Annotated in this window: 21 protein-coding genes and 1 other annotated feature; of the genes, 2 read left to right on the top strand and 19 right to left on the bottom strand. The window is 39.7% G+C overall.

All coding sequences use genetic code 11. The features are described from left to right. Nucleotides 1-151: 151 nt before the first annotated feature. From NQZ71_RS07815 to NQZ71_RS07760, 12 genes are all read right to left on the bottom strand, one after another. Nucleotides 152-1,294 carry a M20 peptidase aminoacylase family protein gene (locus tag NQZ71_RS07815; RefSeq protein ID WP_317011624.1) on the bottom strand — a complete coding sequence of 381 codons (1,143 nt, stop codon included), beginning with the start codon at nt 1,292-1,294 and terminating at the stop codon, nt 152-154. 113 nt (nt 1,295-1,407) lie between these two features. Beyond that, on the bottom strand, nt 1,408-2,526 hold the full coding sequence (gene menC, locus NQZ71_RS07810) for an o-succinylbenzoate synthase (RefSeq protein ID WP_317011623.1): 1,119 nt from the start codon (nt 2,524-2,526) through the stop codon (nt 1,408-1,410). A gap of 16 nt (nt 2,527-2,542) precedes the next feature. Beyond that, complete coding sequence (locus tag NQZ71_RS07805) at nt 2,543-3,838, bottom strand: replication-associated recombination protein A (RefSeq protein WP_260053780.1); 1,296 nt, start codon at nt 3,836-3,838, stop codon at nt 2,543-2,545. 122 nt (nt 3,839-3,960) lie between these two features. After that, the gene (locus tag NQZ71_RS07800; protein ID WP_317011622.1) at nt 3,961-4,914 is read right to left on the bottom strand and encodes an ABC transporter permease; all 954 of its coding nucleotides are present in this window, start codon (nt 4,912-4,914) and stop codon (nt 3,961-3,963) included. Further along, nucleotides 4,914-5,831 (bottom strand): ABC transporter ATP-binding protein, encoded by a 918-nt coding sequence (locus NQZ71_RS07795; protein WP_317011621.1) that lies wholly within the window; start codon nt 5,829-5,831, stop codon nt 4,914-4,916. Before NQZ71_RS07795 ends, NQZ71_RS07800 begins: the two co-directional genes overlap by 1 nt. A gap of 14 nt (nt 5,832-5,845) precedes the next feature. Beyond that, nucleotides 5,846-6,541 carry an ABC transporter ATP-binding protein gene (locus NQZ71_RS07790; protein WP_317011620.1) on the bottom strand — a complete coding sequence of 232 codons (696 nt, stop codon included), beginning with the start codon at nt 6,539-6,541 and terminating at the stop codon, nt 5,846-5,848. Beyond that, entirely contained in the window at nt 6,538-6,918 is a 381-nt protein-coding gene (locus NQZ71_RS07785; RefSeq protein ID WP_144452551.1) for a GntR family transcriptional regulator, read from the bottom strand. The genes NQZ71_RS07790 and NQZ71_RS07785 overlap by 4 nt, the downstream gene beginning before the upstream one ends. Before the next feature lie 5 nt (nt 6,919-6,923). After that, nucleotides 6,924-7,688 carry a hypothetical protein gene (locus NQZ71_RS07780; protein WP_317011618.1) on the bottom strand — a complete coding sequence of 255 codons (765 nt, stop codon included), beginning with the start codon at nt 7,686-7,688 and terminating at the stop codon, nt 6,924-6,926. Nucleotides 7,689-7,833: 145 nt separating this feature from the next. Continuing rightward, complete coding sequence (locus NQZ71_RS07775) at nt 7,834-8,595, bottom strand: tRNA threonylcarbamoyladenosine dehydratase (RefSeq protein ID WP_317011617.1); 762 nt, start codon at nt 8,593-8,595, stop codon at nt 7,834-7,836. Between the two features lie 519 nt (nt 8,596-9,114). After that, nucleotides 9,115-10,893 carry an aspartate--tRNA ligase gene (gene aspS, locus NQZ71_RS07770; RefSeq protein ID WP_144456330.1) on the bottom strand — a complete coding sequence of 593 codons (1,779 nt, stop codon included), beginning with the start codon at nt 10,891-10,893 and terminating at the stop codon, nt 9,115-9,117. 30 nt (nt 10,894-10,923) lie between these two features. Further along, nucleotides 10,924-12,198: a histidine--tRNA ligase gene (gene hisS, locus NQZ71_RS07765; protein WP_260053778.1), complete on the bottom strand. Its 1,275-nt coding sequence runs from the start codon at nt 12,196-12,198 to the stop codon at nt 10,924-10,926. A gap of 100 nt (nt 12,199-12,298) precedes the next feature. Continuing rightward, nucleotides 12,299-12,551: a binding site (T-box leader), on the bottom strand. Nucleotides 12,552-12,627: 76 nt separating this feature from the next. Further along, nucleotides 12,628-12,804 carry a hypothetical protein gene (locus tag NQZ71_RS07760; protein ID WP_185765795.1) on the bottom strand — a complete coding sequence of 59 codons (177 nt, stop codon included), beginning with the start codon at nt 12,802-12,804 and terminating at the stop codon, nt 12,628-12,630. Nucleotides 12,805-13,002: 198 nt separating this feature from the next. On the opposite strand from NQZ71_RS07760, the gene NQZ71_RS07755 reads away from it, so the two are divergent. Then, nucleotides 13,003-14,538 carry an N-acetylmuramoyl-L-alanine amidase family protein gene (locus tag NQZ71_RS07755; RefSeq protein WP_317011615.1) on the top strand — a complete coding sequence of 512 codons (1,536 nt, stop codon included), beginning with the start codon at nt 13,003-13,005 and terminating at the stop codon, nt 14,536-14,538. Nucleotides 14,539-14,571: 33 nt separating this feature from the next. Here NQZ71_RS07755 and dtd read toward each other — a convergent pair whose 3' ends face one another. The 7 genes from dtd to NQZ71_RS07720 all read right to left on the bottom strand — a co-directional run bounded on the left by dtd (nt 14,572) and on the right by NQZ71_RS07720 (nt 23,790). Continuing rightward, nucleotides 14,572-15,012: a D-aminoacyl-tRNA deacylase gene (gene dtd / locus NQZ71_RS07750; RefSeq protein WP_317011614.1), complete on the bottom strand. Its 441-nt coding sequence runs from the start codon at nt 15,010-15,012 to the stop codon at nt 14,572-14,574. An 11-nt stretch (nt 15,013-15,023) separates the two neighbouring features. Next, nucleotides 15,024-17,219, bottom strand: a complete 2,196-nt coding sequence (locus NQZ71_RS07745; protein WP_144456338.1) for a RelA/SpoT family protein — start codon at nt 17,217-17,219, stop codon at nt 15,024-15,026. A 300-nt stretch (nt 17,220-17,519) separates the two neighbouring features. Beyond that, on the bottom strand, nt 17,520-18,032 hold the full coding sequence (locus NQZ71_RS07740; protein WP_127737330.1) for an adenine phosphoribosyltransferase: 513 nt from the start codon (nt 18,030-18,032) through the stop codon (nt 17,520-17,522). Next, nucleotides 18,023-20,386, bottom strand: coding sequence for a single-stranded-DNA-specific exonuclease RecJ (gene recJ, locus NQZ71_RS07735; protein ID WP_144456640.1), 2,364 nt, complete (start codon nt 20,384-20,386; stop codon nt 18,023-18,025). Before recJ ends, NQZ71_RS07740 begins: the two co-directional genes overlap by 10 nt. 139 nt (nt 20,387-20,525) lie before the next feature. Continuing rightward, complete coding sequence (locus tag NQZ71_RS07730) at nt 20,526-20,849, bottom strand: LapA family protein (protein ID WP_144456340.1); 324 nt, start codon at nt 20,847-20,849, stop codon at nt 20,526-20,528. 128 nt (nt 20,850-20,977) lie between these two features. Next, nucleotides 20,978-23,230: a protein translocase subunit SecDF gene (gene secDF, locus NQZ71_RS07725; protein ID WP_260053775.1), complete on the bottom strand. Its 2,253-nt coding sequence runs from the start codon at nt 23,228-23,230 to the stop codon at nt 20,978-20,980. A 260-nt stretch (nt 23,231-23,490) separates the two neighbouring features. Continuing rightward, nucleotides 23,491-23,790: a post-transcriptional regulator gene (locus NQZ71_RS07720; protein ID WP_127737326.1), complete on the bottom strand. Its 300-nt coding sequence runs from the start codon at nt 23,788-23,790 to the stop codon at nt 23,491-23,493. A 207-nt stretch (nt 23,791-23,997) separates the two neighbouring features. Between NQZ71_RS07720 and spoVB the strand changes: the two genes are divergently transcribed. Further along, nucleotides 23,998-25,548 (top strand): stage V sporulation protein B, encoded by a 1,551-nt coding sequence (gene spoVB / locus NQZ71_RS07715; RefSeq protein WP_144456344.1) that lies wholly within the window; start codon nt 23,998-24,000, stop codon nt 25,546-25,548. Nucleotides 25,549-25,563 lie beyond the last annotated feature (15 nt).

Below are 25,563 nucleotides of genomic sequence, written 5' to 3'. Positions count from 1 at the left end.
CCATTATAATAATGTTATATCCTATCTATTCAATAGGATATCATATTTCTGCATTTTTTTTTGATAATACATGCCTTTATGTGAATTTCTTTTAAAATTATTTGTCCAGTATAGCAAATAGGCAGCCTCCAATTGTAAGCTGCCAACTGTATTATTTTATATCTCCATTCAGCCTCAAAACGCTTAATGTCATTATTTTTACCCCATTCACCAAGCTGTCCAGCTCAAATGACATATTAGGGTGATGCAGCCCTGGCTTAAGGTCTGTTCCTAGTCCAATCATTGTCGCTTGAAGATGCTCCATGCTTTTCGGGTAAAAATGAAAATCCTCTCCACCTGGTGTGACAGGCGGAGAAACTAACCCTTTTTCTCCAAGCACTTCTTTTATGCTTGCTGAAACTACATCTTCCATCATCGCATTATTACTTGCAGCAGGCATTTCTGACAGAAGCTCAAGCTCTACCTTTGCACCATTCGCTTCTCCTGCATGATAAATACTTCTCTTTAATTGATCGATAAGCTGATCCATTGCTTCATTCGTTTGCGCACGCACATCAATACCAAACTCTGCATAATCAGGGATAATATTAAAGCTTTTCCCTCCACCTTGAACAAACGTCATTTTCGCAGATGCAGGTATGATTGGATTTAGTGGAATAGAACGTATTGCCATATTGATGGCAGTAAGACTGTCAATAACATTTATCCCCAAATGATAACGTGCAGCATGTGCCTGCAACCCGTAAATCCGCCCTTTAAATGAAGCAGCTGCTCCATGATAAATGGCAGGTGATGCTTCATTAAACCTCATTTCTTGAATTGGTCGCAGATGAAGTCCCAGTAAATAATCAACATCATCCAAAAGGTTTTTATGTACGAATGAAAGTGCTCCAGCTCCTTTTTCCTCTGCCGGCTGGAAGAAGCTTTTAATCATTCCCTTTGGCTCAACGCCTAATTCCTTTAAGCACTTAAGGGTAAAAAGCACGATTGTCATATGTGCATCATGTCCGCAGGAATGGTTCGCTTTCCATGTACCGTTCACATTTTGCCATAATGCATCCATATCTGTACGCACACCAATTGTCGGACCTTTGCCATTTCCCCATAACCCGACTGCTCCTGTCTGGTCAGAAAATGTCTTATACGGTATGTCAAGTGCATCAAGCTGCTTACAAATAAATTTAGTTGTTTCTTTCTCCTCCCAGCTGATTTCTGCATGCTCATGCAAATAATGGTACATTTCTTTCATTTCTGCTGCTTTTTTGTCAACCCATTCTTGTACTTTCTCTTTCAACTATTTATCCTCCGTCTCCTTGTTCGATGCTGCATGTACCGAATATTCTGTATTTTAAACGTGCACAATCTTCTAAAAGAAGAGATTGTGTACTTCCTGCTAACATAAAAGTATTATATGTCATTAGTATATATCTTTTTTCCAATCATGTACTTTTTAATTACTTGCTCGTTTAATTTATAACCGATTCCGGCACTTGTCGGAACAGCTATTTTTCCTGGAGCAGACATTTCTACCTCAGGCTGGATAATATCCTCCTGCCAATAACGGTCAGATGCCGATGTATCGCCGGCAATCGTAAAGTTTGAAAGAGCGGTTATGGCAATATTATGCGCTCTGCCAACACCTGCTTCAAGCATCCCACCGCACCAGACAGGGATATTGTTTTTTTGGCATAAATCATGAATTTTTTTTGCTTCTGTCAAACCACCGACACGACCAATCTTTAAATTGATGATTCTGCAGCTATCAAGCTCAATCGCTTTACGAGCATCTTCTGCTGAACAGATGCTTTCATCCAAACAGATGGGTGTGTCCAGCTGTTTTTGCAAGACTGCGTGGTCAATCATATCATCAAATGCCAAGGGCTGTTCGATCATCAATAGCTTTAAGGGATCCAATTTCTTTAAATGGTCCAAATCCTCAAGAGAATAAGCCGAGTTCGCATCCGCCATTAGCGGAATATTAAAGCCGAATCTTTCTCTGATTTTAGTCAATGGCTCCAAATCATAGCCTGGCTTAATCTTAACTTTGATTTTTTTATAGCCCTCCGATAAATACCCTTCTATTTTGAGAAGAAGATCATCGCATGACTTTTGGATACCGATGCTCACACCAACATCAATACTCTCCCTTGTTCCCCCAAGAGCATGTGCAAGGGATATTTTTCTTTTTTTGCTATAAAGGTCCCAAACTGCACCTTCTAATGCAGCTTTTGCCATATTATTTCTTCTTATAGGCGAAAAAATGGCAGAAACATCGTCAGGGTGATTTATCTTACTGTTAAACAGGAGCGGAATTAAAAATTCCTCCATCATATAGGCGGAAGTCCCTGTAGTTTCTTCTGTATACCCTGGATTTGGCATAGCAACAGACTCTCCATAGCCAATATGCTCGCCACTGAACATTTTAATAAGATAGAAATCCTTTTCTGTCAGTCTGCCGAAGCTTGTCTCAAACGGATGAAGCAAAGGCATCTTTAAGTGAAGAAGCTCTATTCTGTCAATCTTCAATACTGCTGCACTTCCCTTATTGTTTTTTCCCGCTATCTGTCCGGAATCCTGCTAACCGTTCATAAATAGCCTTGAGCTTTTTCTCTTCTCCTGCCTCTGTCGGCACATAATACTTAGTGCCCTTTAGCTTATCTGGTAAATAGTCCTGATTAACCCAGCCCCCGAAAGTACCAATTGGATAATCATGGGGATATACATATCCTACATGTCCTAACACCTTACTCCCAGCATAGTGACCGTCACGAAGATGCATCGGGATATCCCCAACATTGCCGCTTCTTACATCAGCTATTGCTGCATCAAGTGCTTTGTATGCGGCATTTGATTTAGAGGATAAGCACATTTCCACAACCGCAACAGATAATGGAATTCTTGCTTCAGGAAGGCCGAGCCTTTCGCTGGCTGTGACAGCAGCAAGGACATTGTTTCCGACAGACGTTTTGGCTAGTCCAATATCCTCGTAGGCGATAACAAGCAGTCTTCTGTTGACTGCCACAAGATCACCGGTTTCGAGCAAATGAGCCAAATAGTAAAGAGCAGCATCAACATCGCTGCCACGGATGCTTTTTTGCAGGCTTGACAGCAAATTGTAGAAATGGGAGCCCTTCTTATCTCCATACACACCGACTTTTTCAATCATCGCTTCAACCATCTCGTCTTTTATAATAAATTTGCCATCTTCCTTGTCTGAAGAGTAGACGATTGATTCTAAAAGGGTGAGAGATTTTCTTGCGTCACCATTTGTGCCTTGCGCAATTTTTTTAATTTGTTCATTTGTAATCTCAATAGCAAAACTGCCAAGGCCGCGTTCTTCCTTGATTGCTCGTGTGAGAAGCTCCTCAATATCTGTATCTGTCAATCTTTTTAGCTGCTTGATCTGGCCGCAGCGGCTTCTGATAGCGGGATTCACATCGTGATAAGGGTTTTCTGTTGTTGCCCCAATCAAAACGATATCTCCTCTCTCCACATGTGGAAGCAAATAATCCTGCTGGGCTTTATTAAAACGATGAATCTCATCAAGAAAAAGCAGCACCTTGCCTGTTAGCCTTGCTTCATCCACAACTGCTTCCACATCTTTTTTGCCTGCTGTCGTTGCATTTAAAGCAATAAAGGGCAAGCTTGTTGTACCGGCAATCGCAAAGGCAATGGAGGTCTTTCCTATACCAGGCTCACCATATAAAAGCATCGATGGTACATAGCCATTTTTAATCATTTTATATAAACTTGTTTGTTTACCGATTATATCTTGTTGCCCGACAACCTCATCAATTGTCGTAGGTCTCATTCGATATGCTAATGGTTCTCCATTCACTGTACTCACACCTTTTGTCGCACTTCTTTGTTAACTATTATATCGCAATTTCATGCGGAAACGAAAAGTTTAGACTTAAAACAAAAAAGCGGAATGGCATCAGCCATCCGCTCCTAAAATACTTATGCAGCTACATCTCTTTTCTTGAACACTATAAATGCAAGAAGATGGAATATCAAAAAATACACGCAAAGCATTACAATGGAGAATGTCATCGTCATCCCTTGAACTATTGGTGCACCTTCAAAATATTGGCTTAAATCTGTATTGGCAAATAAGATGTACTTTGCCCATTCAAACTTTGTTGCAAGCAAAAATGTGACCGTACTGCCCATAAACATAAGGAAAATGGAAATTCCAACAGCAAGGGAGCTGTTTCGGAATACACTTGAAATCATGAATGCCATTGTTGTTATCATTAATAAACTAATGGAGTTGAGTCCGTATGATATTAATAAATGCACAATCATGTTTTGTTCTGTAACAGTTCCATCATGATAATTCAAATAAGGAGTACTGGTGTCAGGGAAACCGAATAATATTCCTCCGAGTATTATTGAAAAGACAAACAGAATTAAAAGCAGGCAAATCCCAAACAGCAATACAGTCAAATATTTAGACATTAATATTTTTGCTCTGCTAATCGGGCGGATAAGCAGCAGCTTCACCGTGCCCCATGTAAACTCATTTGCGACAATTCCTGCAGCAATGATAATGGTAAACAAGCCTGCAAAGGAAATAAGCTCTGTAGTATCTGACACAAAGTCCCATGCCGAATAATCTACATTCGTTGAGATATTATGCTCTATCCTGTATTTATTAATAGCAATCTGTTGTCTAGTATAGTCAATGGAAGTTGGGTCAACTGTACCGTCATCAAGCTGTTTTTGATATTCCTTGATTTCAAGCTCGAGGCCCTGCTTCCAATTTTCATTATCGGGGACTGACAAGCCATACTCCTGATATTTAGTTATAGCACCGATCGCTATTGAACTCAGCAGCAATAATACGACCATCACATGTGTGGCAGTGCGCTTCCATATTTTCACCCATTCATTCTGAAGCAGCTGCAGCATTATAATTCCCCCTTATCATTGGTCACTTCTAAGAATCTATCTTCGAGTGTTTTCGATATCTCTCTTATTCCAAAAATAGAAATATCATGGCCCGCAAGTAGTTTGACCAGTTCAGGAACCTGCTCTTTTTTAACCGGTACCTCCAGGCAAGATTCATTTTTTGTAAGCTTTAAACCTGGCAAATGCTTTGCGATTAAGTTCATCGCATCATCCAAACGGTCCATTTCTAGCTCATACAGCTTTTCTGCATTGCTGACAAAATCCTTCACAAGCTGAACATCTACAAGCTTGCCTTGCTGGATAATACCGATTCTGTCACACATCATTTCCATTTCCGATAACAGATGACTGGAAACAATAACAGCCATTCCTCTGTCTCTAGCAAGCATTCTTAAATGATCACGAATCTCTCTTATCCCTGCAGGATCAAGACCGTTCGTCGGCTCATCAAGGATCAGGACTTTAGGATTATGCAATAAGCTTTGGGCAAGCCCCAGCCTTTGTCTCATGCCAAGTGAATACGTTTTGACCTTGTCATTGATTCTGTCGGTTAGGCCAACAAGCTCGACAACCTCTGCTATCTTTGCTTTACTAACTCCTTTTATCATCCGCCCATAATGCACCAAATTATCATAGCCAGAAAGAAATTTATACATTTCCGGATTCTCCACGATTGCACCGACATGCTGGACTGCCTTTTCAAAATCTTTTTTGACACTATTGCCACAGATAAAAATATCTCCGTCAGACATGCTGATAAGTCCTACAATCATACGGATTGTTGTCGTTTTCCCTGCACCATTTGGGCCAAGAAAGCCAAATACTTCTCCCTCTTCGACATTGAAGCTTAAACGGTCGATGATTTTCCTGCCTTTAATGATTTTTGAAACATCTTTCAGTTCTACAACACTTGCCATACTAGCTCCCCTCTCTATAACTGGTTAATATTTTCTCTCATCCACTCAACAACAGAAAGTCCATATTGTTCTCTAAGTGTTTCCACATGAAAATGAGCTGCGAAATGCCCTTGATTTATGACAACCACATCATCCAAAAGCGGTTCGATTTCGGCTATTTCATGTGTGGCAATGATGACAGTTTGTCTGTCAAAATCAATATAGTGAAGCAAGCCCTTTACAATTGACTCTCTAACCATCGGGTCTAATCCAGAAAATGGTTCATCAAGCAATAACACAGGCACCTTCCTGCTTAAGCTGATAACAAGCTTTAATCTTCCTCTGTTTCCCTTAGACAGCTCTTTGATCTTTTTATCTTTATCGAGTGCCATGTAGCTTATAAGTTCATAAGCTGTTTCCATATTTAAATCATGAAATTGCGAGGCGGAGAAATGAAGCATGTCTAATACAGTAAAACCTTCGTAAAACATATCTAATTCGGTTAAATAAGAAACATCAGCTGCGATTCTCCGATTCGCTTTTTTGCCGTTGACACTTACACTTCCTGAGGTTGGCTGGACAAGTCCTGCGATCATTTTCAAGGTAGTTGATTTCCCACTCCCATTAGCTCCGACCAGTCCGTATATCTTGCCTTGTTCGAAGGTGAAATCAATGTCTTGTAAGGCTGTTTCTTTCCCGTATTTTTTTGTGACTTTCTGAAATGAAATCAAGACTTTTCCTCCTTTCTTTTGTTCAAATGCTGGGTCAGTTCTGTTATCAGTTCTTCCTCAGACATGCCAAGCTCTTTCATATTCGCAATAAACCGATCGACGATATCAAACTGCAGTTTTTTCTTCACTTCCTCCAGCACTTCCCTCTTATCAGTGATGAATGTCCCCTGTCCTCTTTTCGTTTCCACAATATGCATCCTCTCCAACTCACTGTAGGTTCTTTGGATTGTATTTGGATTTACTCCTGACTCAATGGCCATTTCTCTAACAGAAGGAAGCTTTTGCCCCTCTTTCAACTCCTGTCTTGCAATTTGCTGCATGATTTTATCAACAATTTGCATATATATTGGCCTTGATGCTTTAAAGTCATCAGACATTCACCTTACACCTCCACTTTCTTGTCTAAAGCCCAAGAAGAAAGCCAGAAGAGCAGAATAGCTGTCAAACAATAGCCAGCTAGAACAAATACGGATATATCCATCATTTCAAAGCTTGCTTGGAAGGAATTTGCCCCTGTTTCCATATGAAATACGTTTCCAATATTCAACATCCATTTTTCTTTTAAAGCTTGAACAAAACTAATTTTCCCGACTAACCCAGTTAACATTTTCCATAAATACCAGATTACAATAAGAACAAGCCAGCGGAGTTTTTTTAAAGCTTGAATTCTTGCGATACTGTGATAAACAGTCCAATAAAATATGACCCAAATGCTGATATAAAACGATATCACCCAAATTGCAACAGCAATCATGACAATATCACCAGTAGAAAACATCTCGTTGAACTCTGCTAATGAACTAATACTGATAATCGTAATAATCGTGATAAGGATAGTCGAGCACATAGACAGCAAGGAACAGGCTGTCAGCTTTGACAGCAATAATTTCGCACTGCTTTGCGGATTATGAAGCCATAATTGTGTTTTCCCTTCCATATTAAGAGATGTCAACAGTGATCCAGGTAAATAAATAACATGTGCAATGATTAAAGCAAACGAAATCACTCCAACAAGCATGCGGGTATCGTAATAGTTGGAAAATATCCAACCTGCAGCAAAAGCTATGACCATAAAAATTAAAATCGTGTAAAAATAGCCGATGGAAATCTTTATATCCTTTCTCAATAAGCCCTTAAAAGCGTTCATATATCTCTCCCTGAAAAAATGTATTAGTGTACTATCAAAATAGTACACTAATACATTTCCATAATCAATAGGTAATTTGTCAATTTAAACCAGCTGATTAAAAATACAAAAGCCCAGGCTGCTCCCAGCCTGGGCTTTTCACTTATTAGTCGTTAACACGCACTATTTTAATATCGCCTAACAATTCTTTTACAACATGACTTGCCATAACCAAGCCAGCAACAGAAGGAACAAATGCATTCGAAGATGGAGGCATTTTTGCCTTGCGAATTGGTGCATTATCTTTGCCGACCACTTTACGAACATCCTCCCTAATAACAATCGGGCTCTCATCAGAGAAAACCACTTTAATTCCTTTACGTATGCCTTCTTTTCGCAATCGAAGACGAACTACTTTAGCAATTGGATCAGTATGCGTCTTGCTGATGTCAGCAATCTGGAAACGAGTTGGGTCCATTTTATTTGCTGCACCCATGCTGGAAATGATGGGAATATTTCTTGTTAAGCATTCCTTCATCAAATGAATTTTATAAGAAATCGTATCAGACGCATCAACAACATAGTCTAAACCGTATGCAAAAATTTCTTCATACGTTTCTTCCGTATAAAACATTTTCAATGCAATCACTTCGCACTCTGGATTAATATCAGCAATACGTTCCTTCATTATATCTACTTTCGGGCGTCCTACAGTTGATAATAGTGCGATTACTTGGCGATTGACATTCGTGATATCAACATCATCCTTATCAATCAAAATCAATTTGCCGACACCAGAACGAGCTAAAGCCTCCGCAGAAAAGGAGCCTACTCCCCCTATGCCTAGTACTGCAACCGTGCTGTTTTTTAACTTTTCTAATCCCTCAGTACCAATTGCTAATTCATTTCTTGAAAATTGGTGCAACATCTATTTCTTCAACTCCATTATTAGATTTACCGTCAAACAGGAATTGGCCATTCCTTTATATCCATTTATGATTTCTAGTATTATCTACTCTTAATTCTAGTATTATCTACTCTTAAACCCTTTTGTACTATAACATAAAATGTAGACAGGTTCTAGCCCTTGCCTTTTTTAAGCACAAAGGAAAAAGGCTGGGACAAAACAAAAAATAACATTTCTAAACACGAATAATAAAATTACATCTAAATTTGAAGCTTTTAACTATAAAATTAGTTCGTTTCATTGCGCGCTCGTCCTCGCGCTTTCCGCGGGGAGGTATGGAGCCTCCTCGTCTTCGCCTGCGGGGTCTCATCCTTTCCTCTATTTCCCTTAGTAGTCGAGTGACCTCCGCTCCATTCCACTAACATTTCTAATTTTTTATATTTTAAACTAAAAACAAAAAACCGAACTATTTAACCAATAGTTGATTAAGTAGTTCGGTCTTTACGCTGGTTCACATACTTATGCCCCAGCCTCTTTCTATCAGTCGTTTTGTTTCGGTGTTTTAAGGGCAAGATGCAAATCATCAAGCTGGCTTTGAGAAACTTCGCCAGGTGCATCTGTAAGTAAGCAGCTTGCGCTTGCTGTTTTCGGGAATGCGATTGTGTCACGAAGATTCGTTCTGCCAGACAGCAGCATGATAAGTCTGTCTAAGCCAATTGCGATTCCGCCATGTGGTGGTGTCCCGTATTCAAATGCTTCTAACAAGAAACCAAATTGCTCATAAGCCTCTTCTTTTGAGAAGCCTAGCATACTGAACATTTTTTCTTGAATATCCTTTTCGAAAATACGAAGTGATCCACCACCAAGCTCATAACCATTCAATACGATATCATATGCTTGTGCTTTGACAGCCTTAGGATTAGAATCAAGCAGTTCGATATCCTCTCTTTTTGGCATTGTAAATGGATGGTGTGCCGCATAGAAGCGATTTTCTTCTTCATCATATTCGAACAACGGCCAATCTGTCACCCATAGGAAATTGAACTTGTCTGGGTCAATCAGGTTCAGTTCTTTCGCCAATTTTTGACGAAGTGCACCTAATGAATCTGCGACAACATTTGCCTTATCTGCTACAAACAGCAATAAATCTCCACTTTCAATGGAAAGTGCTGCTTCAAATGCTTTTTGCTCTTCCTCAGAAATAAATTTAGAGATAGGTCCTTTCAAACCGTCTTCCTCTGCCTTCAACCAAGCTAATCCTTTTGCACCATAAACCTTCACGAATTCTGTTAAAGCATCGATGTCCTTACGAGAGTATTTATCACTCGCTTGTTTTACATTGATTGCTTTCACTTGGCCGCCTGATTCAACAGCTGCTGCAAAAACTTTAAAGCTGGAGTCTTTCACGATTTCAGAAAGGTCTGTTAGCTCCATGTCAAATCTTGTGTCAGGCTTATCAGAACCGTATCTTGCCATTGCTTCATCGTAAGGCATTCTTGGGAATGGTGCAGGAACATCGATTCCTTTTACTTCACGCATAATTGTTACCATCATATTTTCCATCATATTCATGATGTCTTCCTGACTTACAAAGCTAGTTTCAATGTCCAGCTGTGTGAATTCAGGCTGACGATCTGCACGTAAATCCTCATCACGGAAGCAGCGAGCAATTTGATAGTAGCGTTCAACTCCGCCAACCATCAACAGCTGCTTGAAGAGCTGCGGCGATTGCGGTAATGCGTAGAATTCATTTGGATGCACACGGCTTGGCACAAGATAATCTCTTGCTCCCTCTGGAGTACTCTTCGTCAGAATTGGTGTTTCAATGTCCAAGAATCCTTCGCTATCTAAAAAGTCTCTCATGATTTTTGTTACTTGATGACGCATTTTTAATGTTTCAAACATAACTGGTCTTCTGAAATCCAAGTAGCGATACTTTAAGCGAACTTCCTCTGCTACATCTGTTTTGTCAGAAATAGTGAATGGCGGTGTTTTTGCTTCATTAAGGATCGAAATCTCATCAACTACGATTTCAACTTTTCCTGTTGACAGGTTTTCATTAATAGTTCCTTCCTGCCTTGCAACAACAGTTCCTTTAATATCTAAAACAAACTCGTTTCTTACTTTTTCTGCAACCTCAAGCGCTTCTTTATTTATTTCAGGGTTAAACACAATTTGCACGACGCCCGTACGGTCACGTAAATCAATGAAAATCAATCCACCTAAATCACGTCTTTTTTGAACCCAGCCCTTTAAATTAACTTTTTCGCCAATAGCCTTTTCTGGTACTTCACCACAATAATACGTTCTACCAAACATATTTATCCTCCTTTAAGTTTCCCTTATCTATTAATAGCTCTGAAAATCCTTTAAAGCCGCCGCTAAATGATCAAGATTTACTTGTTTTTGTTCACCAGTTTCCTGGCTCTTCACATTGATTTTGTTTTCTTTCAGCTCATCTTCCCCTAATATTGCGACAAACTTAGCTTGTAAGCGATCTGCTGCTTTAAATTGCCCTTTTACTTTTCTGTCCAAGTAATCTCTTTCTGCAGAAAATCCAGCTTTGCGCAATTCATTTAGAAGCCCGACTGTATAATCCTTCGCTTCCTCGCCTAATGCAACAAGATAGCAATCAATTTTCTTTTCGATTGGCAATTCAATTCCTTCTGCCTGTAATGCTGCAAGTAATCTTTCTAAGCTCATCGCAAAGCCGATACCAGGTGCTTCCGGACCGCCTAGCTCTTCTGTTAGCCCATTGTAGCGACCGCCTCCGCATAATGTCGTAATCGCTCCAAATCCTTCTGCTTCACTCATTATTTCAAACGCAGTGTGGTTATAGTAATCCAGTCCTCTGACAAGATTAGAATCCACTTCATAAGGAATATTCAATGCAGTTAAATAAGCTTGTACTTTATCAAAGTATTGCTTGGAATCCTCATTTAAATATTCAAGAATGGATGGAGCCGACTTCATTAACGGATGATCATGGTCCTTTTTACAATCAAGGATTCTCATCGGGTTCTTTTCAAGACGGCTTTGGCAATCCTTACAGAATTCACCGATGCTTGGGCTAAAGTGGCCCATCAGCGCTTCTCTGTGTGCAAGCCTGCTTTCCTTGTCTCCAAGGCTGTTAACAACAAGCTTCAATTTTGAAAGCCCAAGTGATTCATAAACGGAATAGGCTAGTGCCATTACTTCCGCATCGATCGCTGGATCTTTACTTCCGATTGCTTCTACTCCAAACTGAACGAATTGGCGGAATCTGCCTGCCTGTGGGCGTTCATAACGGAACATTTGCCCTAAATAGAAAAGCTTAACTGGCTGTGATGGCAAACCAAACATTTTATTTTCTACAAATGAGCGGACTACAGAAGCTGTTCCTTCTGGTCTTAAAGTCAGGCTTCTTTCGCCTCTGTCCTCAAATGTATACATTTCCTTTGTCACGATATCTGTTGTATCTCCAACACTGCGCAAAAACAGCTCAGTATGTTCAAAGATTGGTGTTCTTATTTCGTTATACTGAAATCGATCGCATAGATCTTTAATACGATTTTCGATATATTGCCATTTTTCTACTGTGCCTGGCAAAATATCTTGCGTACCTCTTGGAATATTTATTTGCATGGTTTTACCCTCCTGTTATAGCCTATGTATAGGATTATCGGGGCACACTCTTGGAAAAAAACAAACAAAAAAATCCCGCCCCTTGTATATCAAAACATATACAAGGGACGAGATTTGTATCCCGTGGTGCCACCCTAATTGAAGAAATACATTGCAATAAAGAAATGCATCTTCCACTTTGCAGTTAACGCCTGCTAACGTTTCATACCTAATAATGTCTATTAAAAACATGTTCAGAAGAAAACCTACGGAGTGTTCATTCATTAAGTCATCATGCAGAAATGCTCCCAGCCTGTGGCATTTCCTCTCTTTCCATGTGAATCCTAACTACTTTTCTCCCTCATTGGCTTTTTTAATTTATCCCTTATTATTTAATTAATAATAATAAGAGTTCAATTGATTGTCAATAGTCAATTACTGTGCATTTTCTTAATATCTGCCAACCTGCTTCTTCAGTTTTTTTGCATCTCCCACAGATAAGCCAAATTCAGAAGCAAGCTCAACAGCAGTAGAATATGCTTCCTTTTCAATAAAATCATGAAAATCAATACCGAGTAATTTCGAGTTAACATCATGTGTTTTTATGCTTTTTTCACCAAATCTCATCGTTTTCACCCTTTTTCTTCGTAATTTCTATTATTATCCCCATGAGTAAAAAAAATTTTCATTATATGTTATATTTATTGTCTAAAATTGAAAAGAAAAAGAGAAAAGTTATCAAAGGAGATTGTCTCCTTACAGAGAAATGTATTAAAATGCAAATGAAATAGCTCTTTCAATTGGAAAGGAGGAATAAGCTTCCAGATGATAAAAAAACGACAGTGGATTATTCCCATTATGCTGCTTATGCTCCTGCCTGCATTAGAAGCTCATGCAGAAAGCAGTCAAACCGTTCAATCGGCGACAGTCCTTAATATAAGAGAAGGCCCAAGTCTTGAAGACGCGATTAAAGGAAAAATGGAAATAGGCACAAACTACAAGGTCGTAACAGACAATGGAGATTGGTTAAAGATTGATATGGGAAATGGGCAAGTGGGTTGGGTGGCAGCTTATTTAGTCACTAAATCTGATGGTTCTAATGATATGGACGAGCATGCTGTATCCAATGTGAGTGAAGGTAGTAGCGGAACGATAACAGAGGGTGGAATTAGGCTTCGTAAGGGACCAGGCACTGACTATCAGGTTATTACGACACTTAGTAAGAATATGACTGTTACAATCCTTTCAAATGAAGGGAATTGGACAAAAATACAGTCACAATCAGGAACAGGCTGGGTAAACAGTGAATATATATCCTCAGCAACAACTCAAGCCCCAGCTGAGGACTCACAAGATGACACAACAGCTGTTGTTAGTGAGAACAATATTAATGTTCGGGACACTGCTTCTTTGAATGGAGAAGTCATTGGCAAACTGGCAGAAGGTACTGTCATACATATAGTTGCAGAGGATGGAGATTGGGTTAAAATCCAATTTTCAGGAAATACTGGCTGGGTTTATAAAAGTTTGCTTCAGGATGAAAGCAAGGTTGAAAGCACCTCGACCTCGAAACAAACAATTGATACGTCTGTCACCATTCTTCACGATGGGACAAACATTCGCAGTGATGCATCTGTTAATGCCTCTGTGCTGTTTGTTGCAGCAAAAGGGGAATCTTATCAGGCAACAGAAGAGGTAGGAGATTGGTATAAGATCGAGCTAGATAGCGGCGACACAGGCTATGTAGCAAACTGGATTGTGCAGGAATCCGGCAGTGGACAAGCATCCACCACCAAACAAAAAAGTGATAGTGATGAAACTGGTGACTTAAAAGGGAAAACAATTGTCATTGATCCAGGTCATGGCGGTAAAGACAGCGGAACAATCGGCACTATTGGCACACTGGAAAAAACATTGACAATCCGCACTGCCAATCTTCTTGCAGACAAGTTACGGGCTGCTGGTAGTAATGTGATTATCACAAGACAAAACGATATTTTCATTACACTTCAGGACAGAGTTAATATCAGCAATCTTAACAGAGCAGATGCATTCATCAGCATCCATTATGATAGCATTAAAGACAGCAGTGTCAGAGGGATGACCAGCTATTATTACAGCTCTTCCCAAAAGGAACTTGCTAATGTGCTGCATGAAAGTATTATCGAATCATCAGAATTAAAAGACCGTGGTGTAAGGCAAAACAATTACTTTGTTTTAAGGGAAAATAATCAACCAGCAACACTTCTTGAGCTTGGCTATTTAAGCAACAAACAAGAGGAGCAGCTTGTATCCTCCCAAAAATATCAGGAAACTGTTTCTGCAGCCATTTATGAAGGTCTTGAAAACTATTTCCAATAAAAAAAAATCCGTTCCTCATTGGAACGGGTTTTTTTATTGATTCTCAAGGATAAGGGTTACAGGACCATCATTAATCAAGGAAACATCCATCATTGCCCCAAAAACGCCTGTTTCGACGTGCAATCCCTTCTGACTGAGCAATACATTAAATTGATCGTATAAATCTTTTGCATAATCCGGTTTGGCAGCATTCATAAAGTTTGGCCGTCTCCCTTTCCGGGTATCTCCATACAGGGTAAACTGGGAAACGGACAGGATGGAGCCTTCGACATCTTGAATACTATGATTCATTTTTCCGTCTGCATCCTCAAAAATGCGCAGATGGGCAATCTTATCTGCAAGCTTGGCAGCATCCTCCTGTGTGTCATCATGAGTGATACCGACTAGCAGCATATAGCCCTTCTCGATTTGTCCTACCGTTTTCCCTTCCACTTCCACTTTTGCTTCTTTCACTCTTTGCAAAACAATACGCACGGTTTTTCTCCTTAGTTCATAATTCTTCGGACAGAATAGACATCAGGTATTTGTTTAATTCTTTCCACCACTTTATGCAGGTGGTTCACGTTAAGAATTAGAATTGACATCGTGATGGTAGCCATCTTATTGCGGTCCGACTTGCCTGATACAGCAGAGATATTTGTTTGCGATTCATTGACAGCTTGAAGCACTTCATTTAGAAGTCCTCTTCTGTCATATCCGCTTATCTCAATTTCCACATTATATTCCTTACGGTCATTTAAAGCTGTTTCCCACTCAACAGGAATTAATCTCGCCTTAGCATCCTCTGTATCAATATTCGTACAGTCAGAGCGGTGAACAGAAACACCTCGCCCTTTTGTGATAAATCCGACGATTTCATCACCTGGGACAGGATTACAGCAACGAGACAGCCTAATTAACAGGTTGTCAATTCCAGTAACACGAACACCTGAAGCACGTTTTTTCGTGCTTGGGAATGATTTAAGCTCAGCAACAGCGTTCGAAATAGTTGCCGATTGCTCTGCATCCCGTTTCCTGCGCCATTTTTCCGTTAGGCGGTTCGCTACTTGAAGTGCGGTAATACCGTTGTAGCCAACAGCGGCATACATATCCTCTTCACCAACAAAATTGAACTTTTCAAGCACTGTTTTAATATTTTCAGGTGTAAGGATTTCCTTCAGATCGAATTCCATATTGCGGATTTCTTTCTCGACAAGCTCCTTGCCCTTTTCCACATTTTCTTCTTTACGCTGCTTTTTGAAGAACTGTCTGATTTTATTTTTTGCTTGTGATGTCTGAGCGATTTTAATCCAGTCTTGGCTAGGTCCATAGGAATGCTTGCTCGTATGGATTTCGACTATATCGCCAGTCTTCAACTTGTAATCAAGCGTAACCATCTTTCCATTAACCTTTGCACCAATTGTTTTATTGCCGATTTCGGAGTGAATCCGGTATGCGAAATCAATTGGAACAGAGCCTGAAGGCAGTTCAAATACATCGCCTTTAGGTGTGAACACAAATACCATGTCAGAGAACAAATCGATTTTCAGACTTTCCATAAATTCCTCTGCATTAATACTGTCTTCTTGGAAATCAAGAATTTCCCTGAACCATGACAGCTTTTCTTCAAAGGAGGAGCCTTCATCGACTGTTTTTCCTTCTTTATACGCCCAGTGAGCCGCAATCCCGAACTCTGCAATGCGGTGCATCTCTGTTGTGCGTATTTGAACTTCAAGCGGGTCCCCTTTCGGACCGATAACAGTTGTATGCAAGGATTGGTACATATTCGCCTTAGGCATAGCTATATAGTCTTTGAAACGGCCTGGCATAGGCTTCCAGCGTGTATGAATGATTCCAAGTACTGCGTAACAGTCCTTAATGCTGTTAACGACAATACGTACTGCCAGCAAATCATATATCTCATTAAATTGCTTATTCTGCAGCACCATTTTTCGATAGATGCTGTAAATATGCTTTGGTCTGCCCGAGATATCTGACTGGATCTTCACTTCACCAGTGCCTTCGCGTATTTCGGAAACAACTTCTTCCAAATATTGTTCACGCTCTGCGCGCTTCTTTTTCATTAAGTTAACAATTCGATAATATTGCTGTGGATTCATGTATCGCAGAGCTGTATCTTCCAGCTCCCATTTAATTGTAGATATCCCTAGTCTGTGGGCTAAAGGTGCGAAAATTTCAAGCGTTTCATTTGAAATGCGGCGCTGCTTTTCAGCAGGTAGATGCTTTAATGTGCGCATGTTATGAAGCCTGTCCGCAAGCTTGATTAGGATTACCCTAATATCCTGCGCCATTGCTACAAACATTTTGCGATGATTTTCTGCTTGCTGTTCTTCGTGGGATTTGTATTTGATCTTCCCTAGTTTTGTAACGCCGTCAACGAGCATGGCCACTTCATTGCTAAAGCTATCACTAATATCATCTAATGTGATATCCGTATCTTCAACAACATCATGGAGAAAACCTGCAGCTACTGTAGCCGGATCCATTTGCAAATCAGCAAGAATTCCAGCCACTTGAATAGGGTGGATGATATATGGCTCACCAGATTTTCTATATTGTTCACGATGAGCGTTTTGGGCAAATTCATAGGCTTTTTGTATGAACTCCGTATGCTCTTCGTTTAAATATCCTCTTGTCTTATCGATGACTTGTTCGGCGGTTAACACTTGATCATTCGCCATGTAATCACCTTTCATATTCCGAGTGTATTCTTAGAATTTATCATAATTCCGACTATTTATCTATCCCGCTATATGTTTTTCCTTATATTGCATCATGCAATTTATATATAGAATTAAAACAATTTTAGAATGATTATTTCTATTATTAAAAAAAAGCGCAAGAATGTAAAGAGAATCCATGTAATTTTTTTGCAAAAAGAGAGAAATTTTGTCGAAAGCAGTCGAATCATGCTATGTACTCTTTTCCCAACACAAACAGAAACAAAAAAAGAGCGCATTTTCAGCGCTCTTTATCATTAATCAATATTCCATTAAAGTTAAAATATCGTAGCCGTCAAGGTTCTTGCGTCCTTCAAGGTAAGACAATTCAATCAAGAAGGCAATTCCCGCTACAACACCGCCAAGTTCTTCTACAAGCTTAATTGTAGCATCAATTGTTCCGCCTGTTGCTAGCAAATCATCTGTAATAAGCACTCTTTGACCTGGTTTAATTGCATCCTTATGGATTGTCAAAACATCCTTGCCGTATTCTAGACCGTAAGAAACCTTGATTGTTTCTCTTGGCAGCTTTCCTTCCTTACGAACTGGTGCAAAGCCCACACCTAAAGAATAAGCGACAGGACAGCCGATAATAAAGCCGCGTGCTTCTGGTCCGACAACAATATCGATTTCCTTTTCTTTCGCATACTCTACAATCTGGTTTGTTGCGTATCTATATGCTTCACCATTATCCATAAGTGTAGTGATATCTTTGAAACGAATGCCTGGTTTTGGCCAATCTTCCACAATTGTTACGTACTGTTTTAAATCCATTCTTGCACTTCCTCCTCATTCTTAACGGATTTCTGAAGAATAAGATCAAACCAATTCTTTAATTGCTCATAAGACGAGTATATTAATTCATTTTCGAGCGAAAATTGTGCTTGTTTCTGTTGAAAAGAAGGAGACTCTGTTAAATCCCTTCTATTGCTATTCTTATTCAGCGAAATAAACCCATCCTTCATTGTAACAAAATTCAGCTCAAAAAACACCTTTGACATAAAAACAATTGTTTCTTTACTCCAACCTTGCCGTTTTGCCAGCTCTCCACCATATCTTTTAAGGTCAAAACCATTTTGTTTGGCAAGAAAGGAATAAAACCATTTGAAATGATCCCTTGTCGGCATTGTGCTGAAAAAGTCGCTATCCTGCTTATAAAAGCTTGCATAAATCCGCTCTGGAGCAGAGCTTGATAATAATTGCTGTACAATCTCTTTATTGCTCGGAAAGTCTGCCAATACTAGTATGCGATTATCTGTTTGAAAGGATGCTGCGTCATCAAGATTTTCGATTATTTTATAATCCTTGATTAGCTTTACCAATTCCTCTGTTACAGACTCTTTATTAAAGAAAATCCATGTCGCACTATCTGCCGGAATGGCCGCTTCAAGCTTCTCCATATTACGAATTCCCCGATAATCAAAAAGCTGCCAATGATTTACAGCAATATCCTGGATGAATATTTGCGGTTTTTTAATATTATTCCATTCGTTAATGGAAAGCTGTCCTAATACAGAAAGCTTTGCACTTGGTGATATATGGTCATATAGTTCACCGATTCCAAAGCCAATGCCATCCAGGTTGCTTTCTTCCTTGACAAATTGCAGCTTAAGATGATTTTGGTTTGCCCCTATTTTTCTTATTGTGCCAATTTCAACATGCTCAATCAAAATACGCGGCTTGGCATTATCAACCCCAAATGGCGCAAGCAGCTGCATTTCTTCAATTGCACTTAAATGGGCCTCCTTTAAGTCAATTTTCATATCAACCGCTGTGAGTGGAATTAAATCTTCCGGCTTAAGCTGTTCAAATGCAAGACTATTGAGACGTTCTCTGAGCTCCTCCACATCCTCACTCGCTAATGTCATACCCGCAGCCATTGGATGTCCTCCGAAGTGAGGCAGAAGCTCCCTGCACGTTGACAGATTCTGATACAAATCAAAACCGGCAATACTGCGTGCAGATCCTTTTGCAATTCCTTTTTCCTGGTCAAAACCAAGCACGATTGTCGGCCTGTAGTACTTCTCTACAAGTCTTGAAGCAACAATACCAACTACGCCAGGATTCCAGCCCTCTTTCCCAACGATAAGCACCCTGTTATCTTTGAGCGGATATAAGGATTCTACCTGTTCCATCGCTTCTTCGGTAATTTGGTTAACAATTGCTTGTCTTTCCTTATTTGTCGCTTCCATCTCTTCAGCAAGAGATGCAGCAATGTCAGGGTCATCTGTTAACAGCAGCTCAACTGCAGGATCTGCACTGTCTAATCTGCCGACTGCATTAATGCGCGGCGCAATCATAAAGCCGATTGTTTCTTCATCTATCCCACTTGCTTCTGTATTCATCTGCTTCAGTAGTGCCTTCAAGCCAGTATTAGTTGTTTGCTTCAACTTTTTAATTCCAAGCTTTGCAATAGCTCTGTTTTCCCCTGTCAGAGAAACAAGATCGGCAATCGTTCCAATAGCAGCAAATTGCAGAAGCTGTTCAGGAAGCTCTCCGTACAGTGCATGAGCAACCTTTAAAGCAACACCAACACCTGCAAGCTCATGAAACGGATAGTCACTTCCTTCAAGTCTTGGATGAATAATGGCCATTGCATCAGGCAGCACAGGACCTGGTTCATGGTGATCTGTTACGATATAATCAATTCCTAGCTCTTTAGCAACATCTGCTTCCTTTACTGCTGCTATGCCAGTATCCACTGTTATAATCAGCTTAATACCAATACTTGAGGCATACCGGAATGCCCCTTCATTAGGACCATAGCCTTCTGTGAAACGGTTGGGGATATAAAATTGCACATCTGCTCCCATATCCTGCAACGTTTTCATCATGACCGTAGTGCTTGTTACACCATCCGCATCGTAATCACCAAAGATGAGGATTGGTTCCCTTTTTTCTATTGCTTCCTTTATTCGTTTGACTGCTATATCCATCCCCTTCATTAGGAATGGGTCATGAAAATTGTCTATGCTGTATAAAAAATTCTCCGCTTTTTCGCGGTTATCATATCCTCTGTTTACTAGTAAACTTGCTACAAGAGGTGTGATTTTCAACTGGTCTGCAAGTATTGCAGCATCTTTCTTATCTTTGTCTTCTACAATCCATCTAGTTTTTGAATGCAGCATCATATCACCTCAATCTATCATTATACAAGTTAGAGGTGTTCCTTTCAATGTTTGATAGTGGAAGAAGGAGGCGCTCCCATTACTAAATGACACAGAAAAAAGCTTACGCATAAAAGGCATAAGCTTTTTGACATAATGATTATTTGGATTTTATAGAAATTGGATCAACAATTTCTGTGCTGCCAGACTCAAATGATTCAAGCTCCTGCACTCGTAATTGCAAGGCTTCTTTTTCCTTAACAGCAGCCTTCCACTTTCTTTGCAGTGAATAAATTTTAATTAAGCCGGCAGAGCCGATCATTAAGCCGCCCAGCAAAACAGAAATCAGGATAACAAGGATAAGCGGCCATTGTCCTGTTCCGAATAAATAGTTGACCGTAACGGAATCGACATTAATAACGGCAAATACTGCCACAATAACGGCAAAAATAATTCCAAATAATAAATTCCACTGTATTTTCATAAATACCCTCCAAAAAATATAGTTCTTCTAGATAACTTTCCCTTAATAACAATTCTTCAAAACATGTTTTTTTAAAAGAGCAATAACCACAAAAAAACAGGACCCCTTAAAAAGGTCCTGTTTATTCATTATACTTGTGGCTCATCTGAGTTTTTTCGTTTTTCTTTCACTGTAATCAGAACGCCTTTTTTCTTAAGCTCTTTCTTCTTCCATACATACCATAATTGAGAGGCAATGAAGATAGAAGAATATGCTCCGCCAATTAAACCAATCAATAATGCTAATGAGAAGTTTCTGATAGACTCGCTTCCGAAAATCAACAGGGCAATCACACAGATAACAACTGTAAGAACCGTATTGAGTGAGCGTGTGAACGTTTGGCGAATACTTGTGTTAATAATATCCTTGATTTCCTGTGCTGTTTTGATTCTTTTCTTCTTCACAAGGTTTTCTCGGATACGGTCAAACGTAACAATCGTGTCATTGATAGAATAACCGACAATTGTCAGCACTGCAGCGATAAAGGTAATGTCCACTTCAAGACGTGTGAAGCTGAAGATTACAATAATAAAGAACGCATCATGAAGCAATGCAATGATGGAAGCCAATGCCATATATATTTCAAAACGTATCGTTACATAAAGGATGATACCTAATGATGCCAAAATGATGGCATAGAAAGCATTTTTGGCTAATTCTTTTCCGACTGTAGGCGAAACAGTGCTGATATTCGGATCGGTACCGTATTTATCATGCATAGCCGTTTTTAATTCAGCCACTTTCTTTTGGCTCAAATCATCACCTTTTATGCGAATTGCCGCTTTTTCATTGTTATCTCCTGAAAGGGTAATATCCTCAGCCTGTATATTTAGTGCATCCAAATCAGCTTGCACCTCTGCTGTCGTTAATGCCTTATCTGAGGAAATTTCAATCCTTGAACCTGCTGAGAAGTCGATACCAAGATTAAGTCTGAATACAGCAATTACAATGATACCAGCAACCACGAGCACACTTGAAACAGTAAAGAAAATGTTTTTGTATTTTACAAAGTCAATACGATCAAACTTTGTCGGCAATGTAAGTGTGTCATAGTTTTCGCCAATATGCTTAATATCCTTTTTATTTACACCAAACCATGACAGCTTTTTATTGAACGCTTTGCTGTTAACGATAAGTCCAAGCAACAATCTTGTTCCATAAACAGCCGTGATAAAGCTCACAAGGATGCTCACAATCAACAATGTCGCAAATCCTCTGACAGAGCTTGTACCATATGCAAATAAAATGATAGATGCAAGAATGGTTGTAAGGTTGGCGTCAATAATAGTTGAAATCGAGTTTTTGTTACCTGCTTGGTATGCCGATTTCAGGGTTTTTCCAACTTTAAGCTCATCCTTAATCCGTTCATATGTGATGATGTTGGCATCTACCGCCATACCTACGCCGAGTATAATCGCAGCGATTCCAGGCAGTGTCAGCACCCCGTTCATCAAGTCAAGAACGAGCAGGTTCAAATACACAAAAACAGAAAGAGTAATAATCGCAATTAAACCTGGCAAACGATAGTAGAACAGCATGAACAAGAAGACAAGTCCAACACCGACAATACCTGCAAATACTGTATCTTTCAGTGCTTCATCACCAAACTGTGCTCCAACACTTGTAGAATATACTTCCGTCAATTTAACTGGAAGTGCACCTGCGTTCAGCAAGTCAGCTAATGTTTTAGCTTCCTGGACTGTGAAGTTTCCTGTAATCGAGACTGTATCTGTATTTAATACATTGCTAACCATCGGGTTCGATAAGAATTTTGGATCAGCTTTTGCAGCTTCATCCGCATAGGAATCGCCATCTTCATAATCAAGCCAAATGACGAGCGGATTTCCAAGCACTTCTGTTGTTACATCTTTAAACTTTTCTGCACTTTTAAGCTTAAGAGTAACACTTGGCTTGCCGTTTTGATCAAAAGCCTGGTCAGCTCCGCCTTCGACTAAATCAGAACCGTCCATCAGCTCTTTATCATTAATATCCCGGAATGACAGGTTTGCTTCTGTTGACAAAAGCTCCCTTGCCTTATTTTGGTCCGTTACACCTGCAAGCTGGACGCGGACGCGGTCCTTCCCTTCGATTTGGATAATTGGTTCACTTACACCAAGAACGTTAATCCTTTTATCGAGTGCTTTAGCCGTACTGTTGAGAATGTCCTCATTGATTTTCTGGCTTTTGTCAATTGGTGTCACTTCATAAAGAACCTCAAACCCCCCTTGGAGATCGAGACCAAGTTTAATATCCTTTAAAATATTATTTGTTGTTCCTCCCATTAACCCTGCAAAAACAACTACAATTAATAGGAAGGCAACTATTCTGCTCCGCTTTACCATTATGTATTTTTCCTCCTTGGTTCTTAAAGGTGTATGTTAAAGCATTAAAGACACACCCTTGACAAGCTTAAGCCATCCTTACAGCTCTAGCAGGACGGCAAACAATATTCTAAAATTCCTTTTTGCATACAAATAGATAGAGATAGTGAGATATTCTTCTTCTATAATAAAACATTATGAAACAGTTTATGATTGCTGTCAATTTGTACTAAAAATTATCCTTTGTCTTCACAAAAACTTCACAATTAGCAGGAAAGAATCTACTTAAGCAGCTCCTTTTTTTCCTCTTCTGTTAGCGTTGCAAAATAGTCATCTGCCTTATAAGCTTCCAATGTCGCAAAATTCATAAAGTCTACGACCTTAACATTCATCACATCCTGAACAATCTCTGCAATTCTGTAATCGCTTGACGGCTTCTTCCACTTCTTCTTTGTTAAGAAGAACCATAATTCACCCTCATCTATCGTGTCATAGCCTAACAGATGGAACTCCTCCAGCTTGCTCTTTAGCGCTGGCTTTACTTGATGGCGAAAATGATCATATAAATGCTCTGATGGCATCTTTTATAACAGCTCCTTTAACATGATGGTCCTTTATCTCGTATCATAAACACCTTTTATACCATTAACTTAATGGCAGCGTTCCCCCTTATTTATAAGCCTGCTCTTTTCTGAAATTCATTTATATACTTGTCATGCTTTGTCCACATGGATGCATATAGTTAATTGTATAGCATTATTCGTTATTTGAGAAGGCAGGGAAATAGAATGTCTAAGTTTTTACAAGGCACCATTATACTGCTAGCAGCAGGGCTCATCACAAGAGTATTAGGTTTCATCAATCGCATCGTCATTGCCCGGTTTATCGGGGAGGATGGAGTCGGGCTTTATATGATGGTATATCCCACATTAATTTTAGTCGTGACCATCACACAGCTTGGACTGCCTGTAGCCATTTCAAAAAATGTAGCAGAAGCATATGCGGAAGGAAACCATCGCAAAGTCAAATCAATTCTTGTCGTGGCTTTGTCGACAACACTTGGACTAGCATTGGTTTTTACACCGCTTTTATATTTGCTTGCTCCATTTTTGGCAGAAACATTATTTAATGACAGCAGAACATTAATACCGATGATGGCAATTGCCCCAATTATTCCTATCATTGCTGTCTCATCTGTATTAAGGGGCTATTTTCAAGGTAAGCAAACAATGAAGCCTGCAGCTGTTTCGCAGGTGATTGAACAAGTCATCCGCATTACTCTTATTGCAGTCCTTACAAAGGCATTTTTGCCGATGGGAATTGAATATGCAGCAGCAGGAGCGATGCTTGCAGGTGTTATTGGAGAATTGGCTTCCCTGCTCTATTTGCTAACTTCCTTCAAATGGAAAAAAGGCTTTTCTCTACGGAACAAGTTTTTGCAGTATATGGTGAAGGGAAAAAACACCTTTCAAGAGCTTATGCAAATTGCCTTGCCGACAACAGGCAGCAGGATGATTGGAAGTGTGGCATGGTTTCTAGAGCCTATCGTTGTAGCGCAAAGTCTGGCTTTAGCCGGTCTGACTGCAGTTAATGCAACAAAGCAGTATGGGGTATTAACAGGATTTGCCTTGCCATTGCTTATGCTTCCTTCTTTTTTTACACAATCCCTTTCCACCTCACTAGTACCTGCTATAAGTGAAGCAAACGCGAGCGGACAGAAGCATAAAATCGACTATTTACTGCAACAGGCATTAAGATTTACTTTTATGACAGGGGGACTAGCTGTCATTGTGATTTATGTATTAGCTGAACCGTTAATGACAGTAATGTATGGCAGCACGAAAGGTACAACCTTCATATTGTTAATGGCACCTTTTTTTATCTTAAATTACTACCAAGGCCCTCTTCAAGCAGCCCTGCAAGCATTAAATTTAGCAAGAGCTGCTATGATTAACAGCTTTATTGGTGCAGCTGTAAAAACAGGAGTAATCCTGCTCCTTGCGAGCAGACCAGAGTTTGGAATTTATGGTGTGGCAATTGCTTTAATTGTTGGGTTTGTGCTTGTAACAATGCTACATTTCGCAACAATCGCCAAATCAATCGGCTTTTCTATCTATGTTAAGGACTATGTCAAAATGATTGCCGTCATATTTGTTGTCGGCTACACGGGAACTGTTTTAGCAAAATGGGCATGGACAGACAGCCTAGTATTAATGGTATCCACTGATACGATCATTATCAGCCTGTTGTATTTGATTTTGCTTTTTGTATTTAAGCTCCTCAAAAAAGAAGATATTAGACGAATTCCCTGGATAGGGCCAATATTAACAGGAAAATGAGGTTAGAGTGATGCT

It is taken from the genome of Niallia taxi, from assembly GCF_032818155.1.
Classification (GTDB): domain Bacteria; phylum Bacillota; class Bacilli; order Bacillales; family Cytobacillaceae; genus Niallia; species Niallia taxi_A.
This window is presented reverse-complemented; position numbering and strand designations above follow the sequence as displayed.

Coding starts and splice junctions, on each gene's coding strand:
- NQZ71_RS07800 (WP_317011622.1), bottom strand. CDS start 4,914: ATGCTGCAGCTGCTTCAGAATGAATGGGTGAAAATATGGAAGCGCACT.
- NQZ71_RS07795 (WP_317011621.1), bottom strand. CDS start 5,831: ATGGCAAGTGTTGTAGAACTGAAAGATGTTTCAAAAATCATTAAAGGC.
- NQZ71_RS07785 (WP_144452551.1), bottom strand. CDS start 6,918: ATGTCTGATGACTTTAAAGCATCAAGGCCAATATATATGCAAATTGTT.
- NQZ71_RS07780 (WP_317011618.1), bottom strand. CDS start 7,688: ATGAACGCTTTTAAGGGCTTATTGAGAAAGGATATAAAGATTTCCATC.
- NQZ71_RS07775 (WP_317011617.1), bottom strand. CDS start 8,595: ATGTTGCACCAATTTTCAAGAAATGAATTAGCAATTGGTACTGAGGGA.
- aspS (WP_144456330.1), bottom strand. CDS start 10,893: ATGTTTGGTAGAACGTATTATTGTGGTGAAGTACCAGAAAAGGCTATT.
- hisS (WP_260053778.1), bottom strand. CDS start 12,198: ATGCAAATAAATATTCCAAGAGGTACGCAAGATATTTTGCCAGGCACA.
- NQZ71_RS07760 (WP_185765795.1), bottom strand. CDS start 12,804: ATGAGATTTGGTGAAAAAAGCATAAAAACACATGATGTTAACTCGAAA.
- NQZ71_RS07755 (WP_317011615.1), top strand. CDS start 13,003: ATGATAAAAAAACGACAGTGGATTATTCCCATTATGCTGCTTATGCTC.
- NQZ71_RS07745 (WP_144456338.1), bottom strand. CDS start 17,219: ATGGCGAATGATCAAGTGTTAACCGCCGAACAAGTCATCGATAAGACA.
- NQZ71_RS07740 (WP_127737330.1), bottom strand. CDS start 18,032: ATGGATTTAAAACAGTACGTAACAATTGTGGAAGATTGGCCAAAACCA.
- recJ (WP_144456640.1), bottom strand. CDS start 20,386: ATGCTGCATTCAAAAACTAGATGGATTGTAGAAGACAAAGATAAGAAA.
- NQZ71_RS07730 (WP_144456340.1), bottom strand. CDS start 20,849: ATGAAAATACAGTGGAATTTATTATTTGGAATTATTTTTGCCGTTATT.
- secDF (WP_260053775.1), bottom strand. CDS start 23,230: ATGGTAAAGCGGAGCAGAATAGTTGCCTTCCTATTAATTGTAGTTGTT.
- NQZ71_RS07720 (WP_127737326.1), bottom strand. CDS start 23,790: ATGCCATCAGAGCATTTATATGATCATTTTCGCCATCAAGTAAAGCCA.
- spoVB (WP_144456344.1), top strand. CDS start 23,998: ATGTCTAAGTTTTTACAAGGCACCATTATACTGCTAGCAGCAGGGCTC.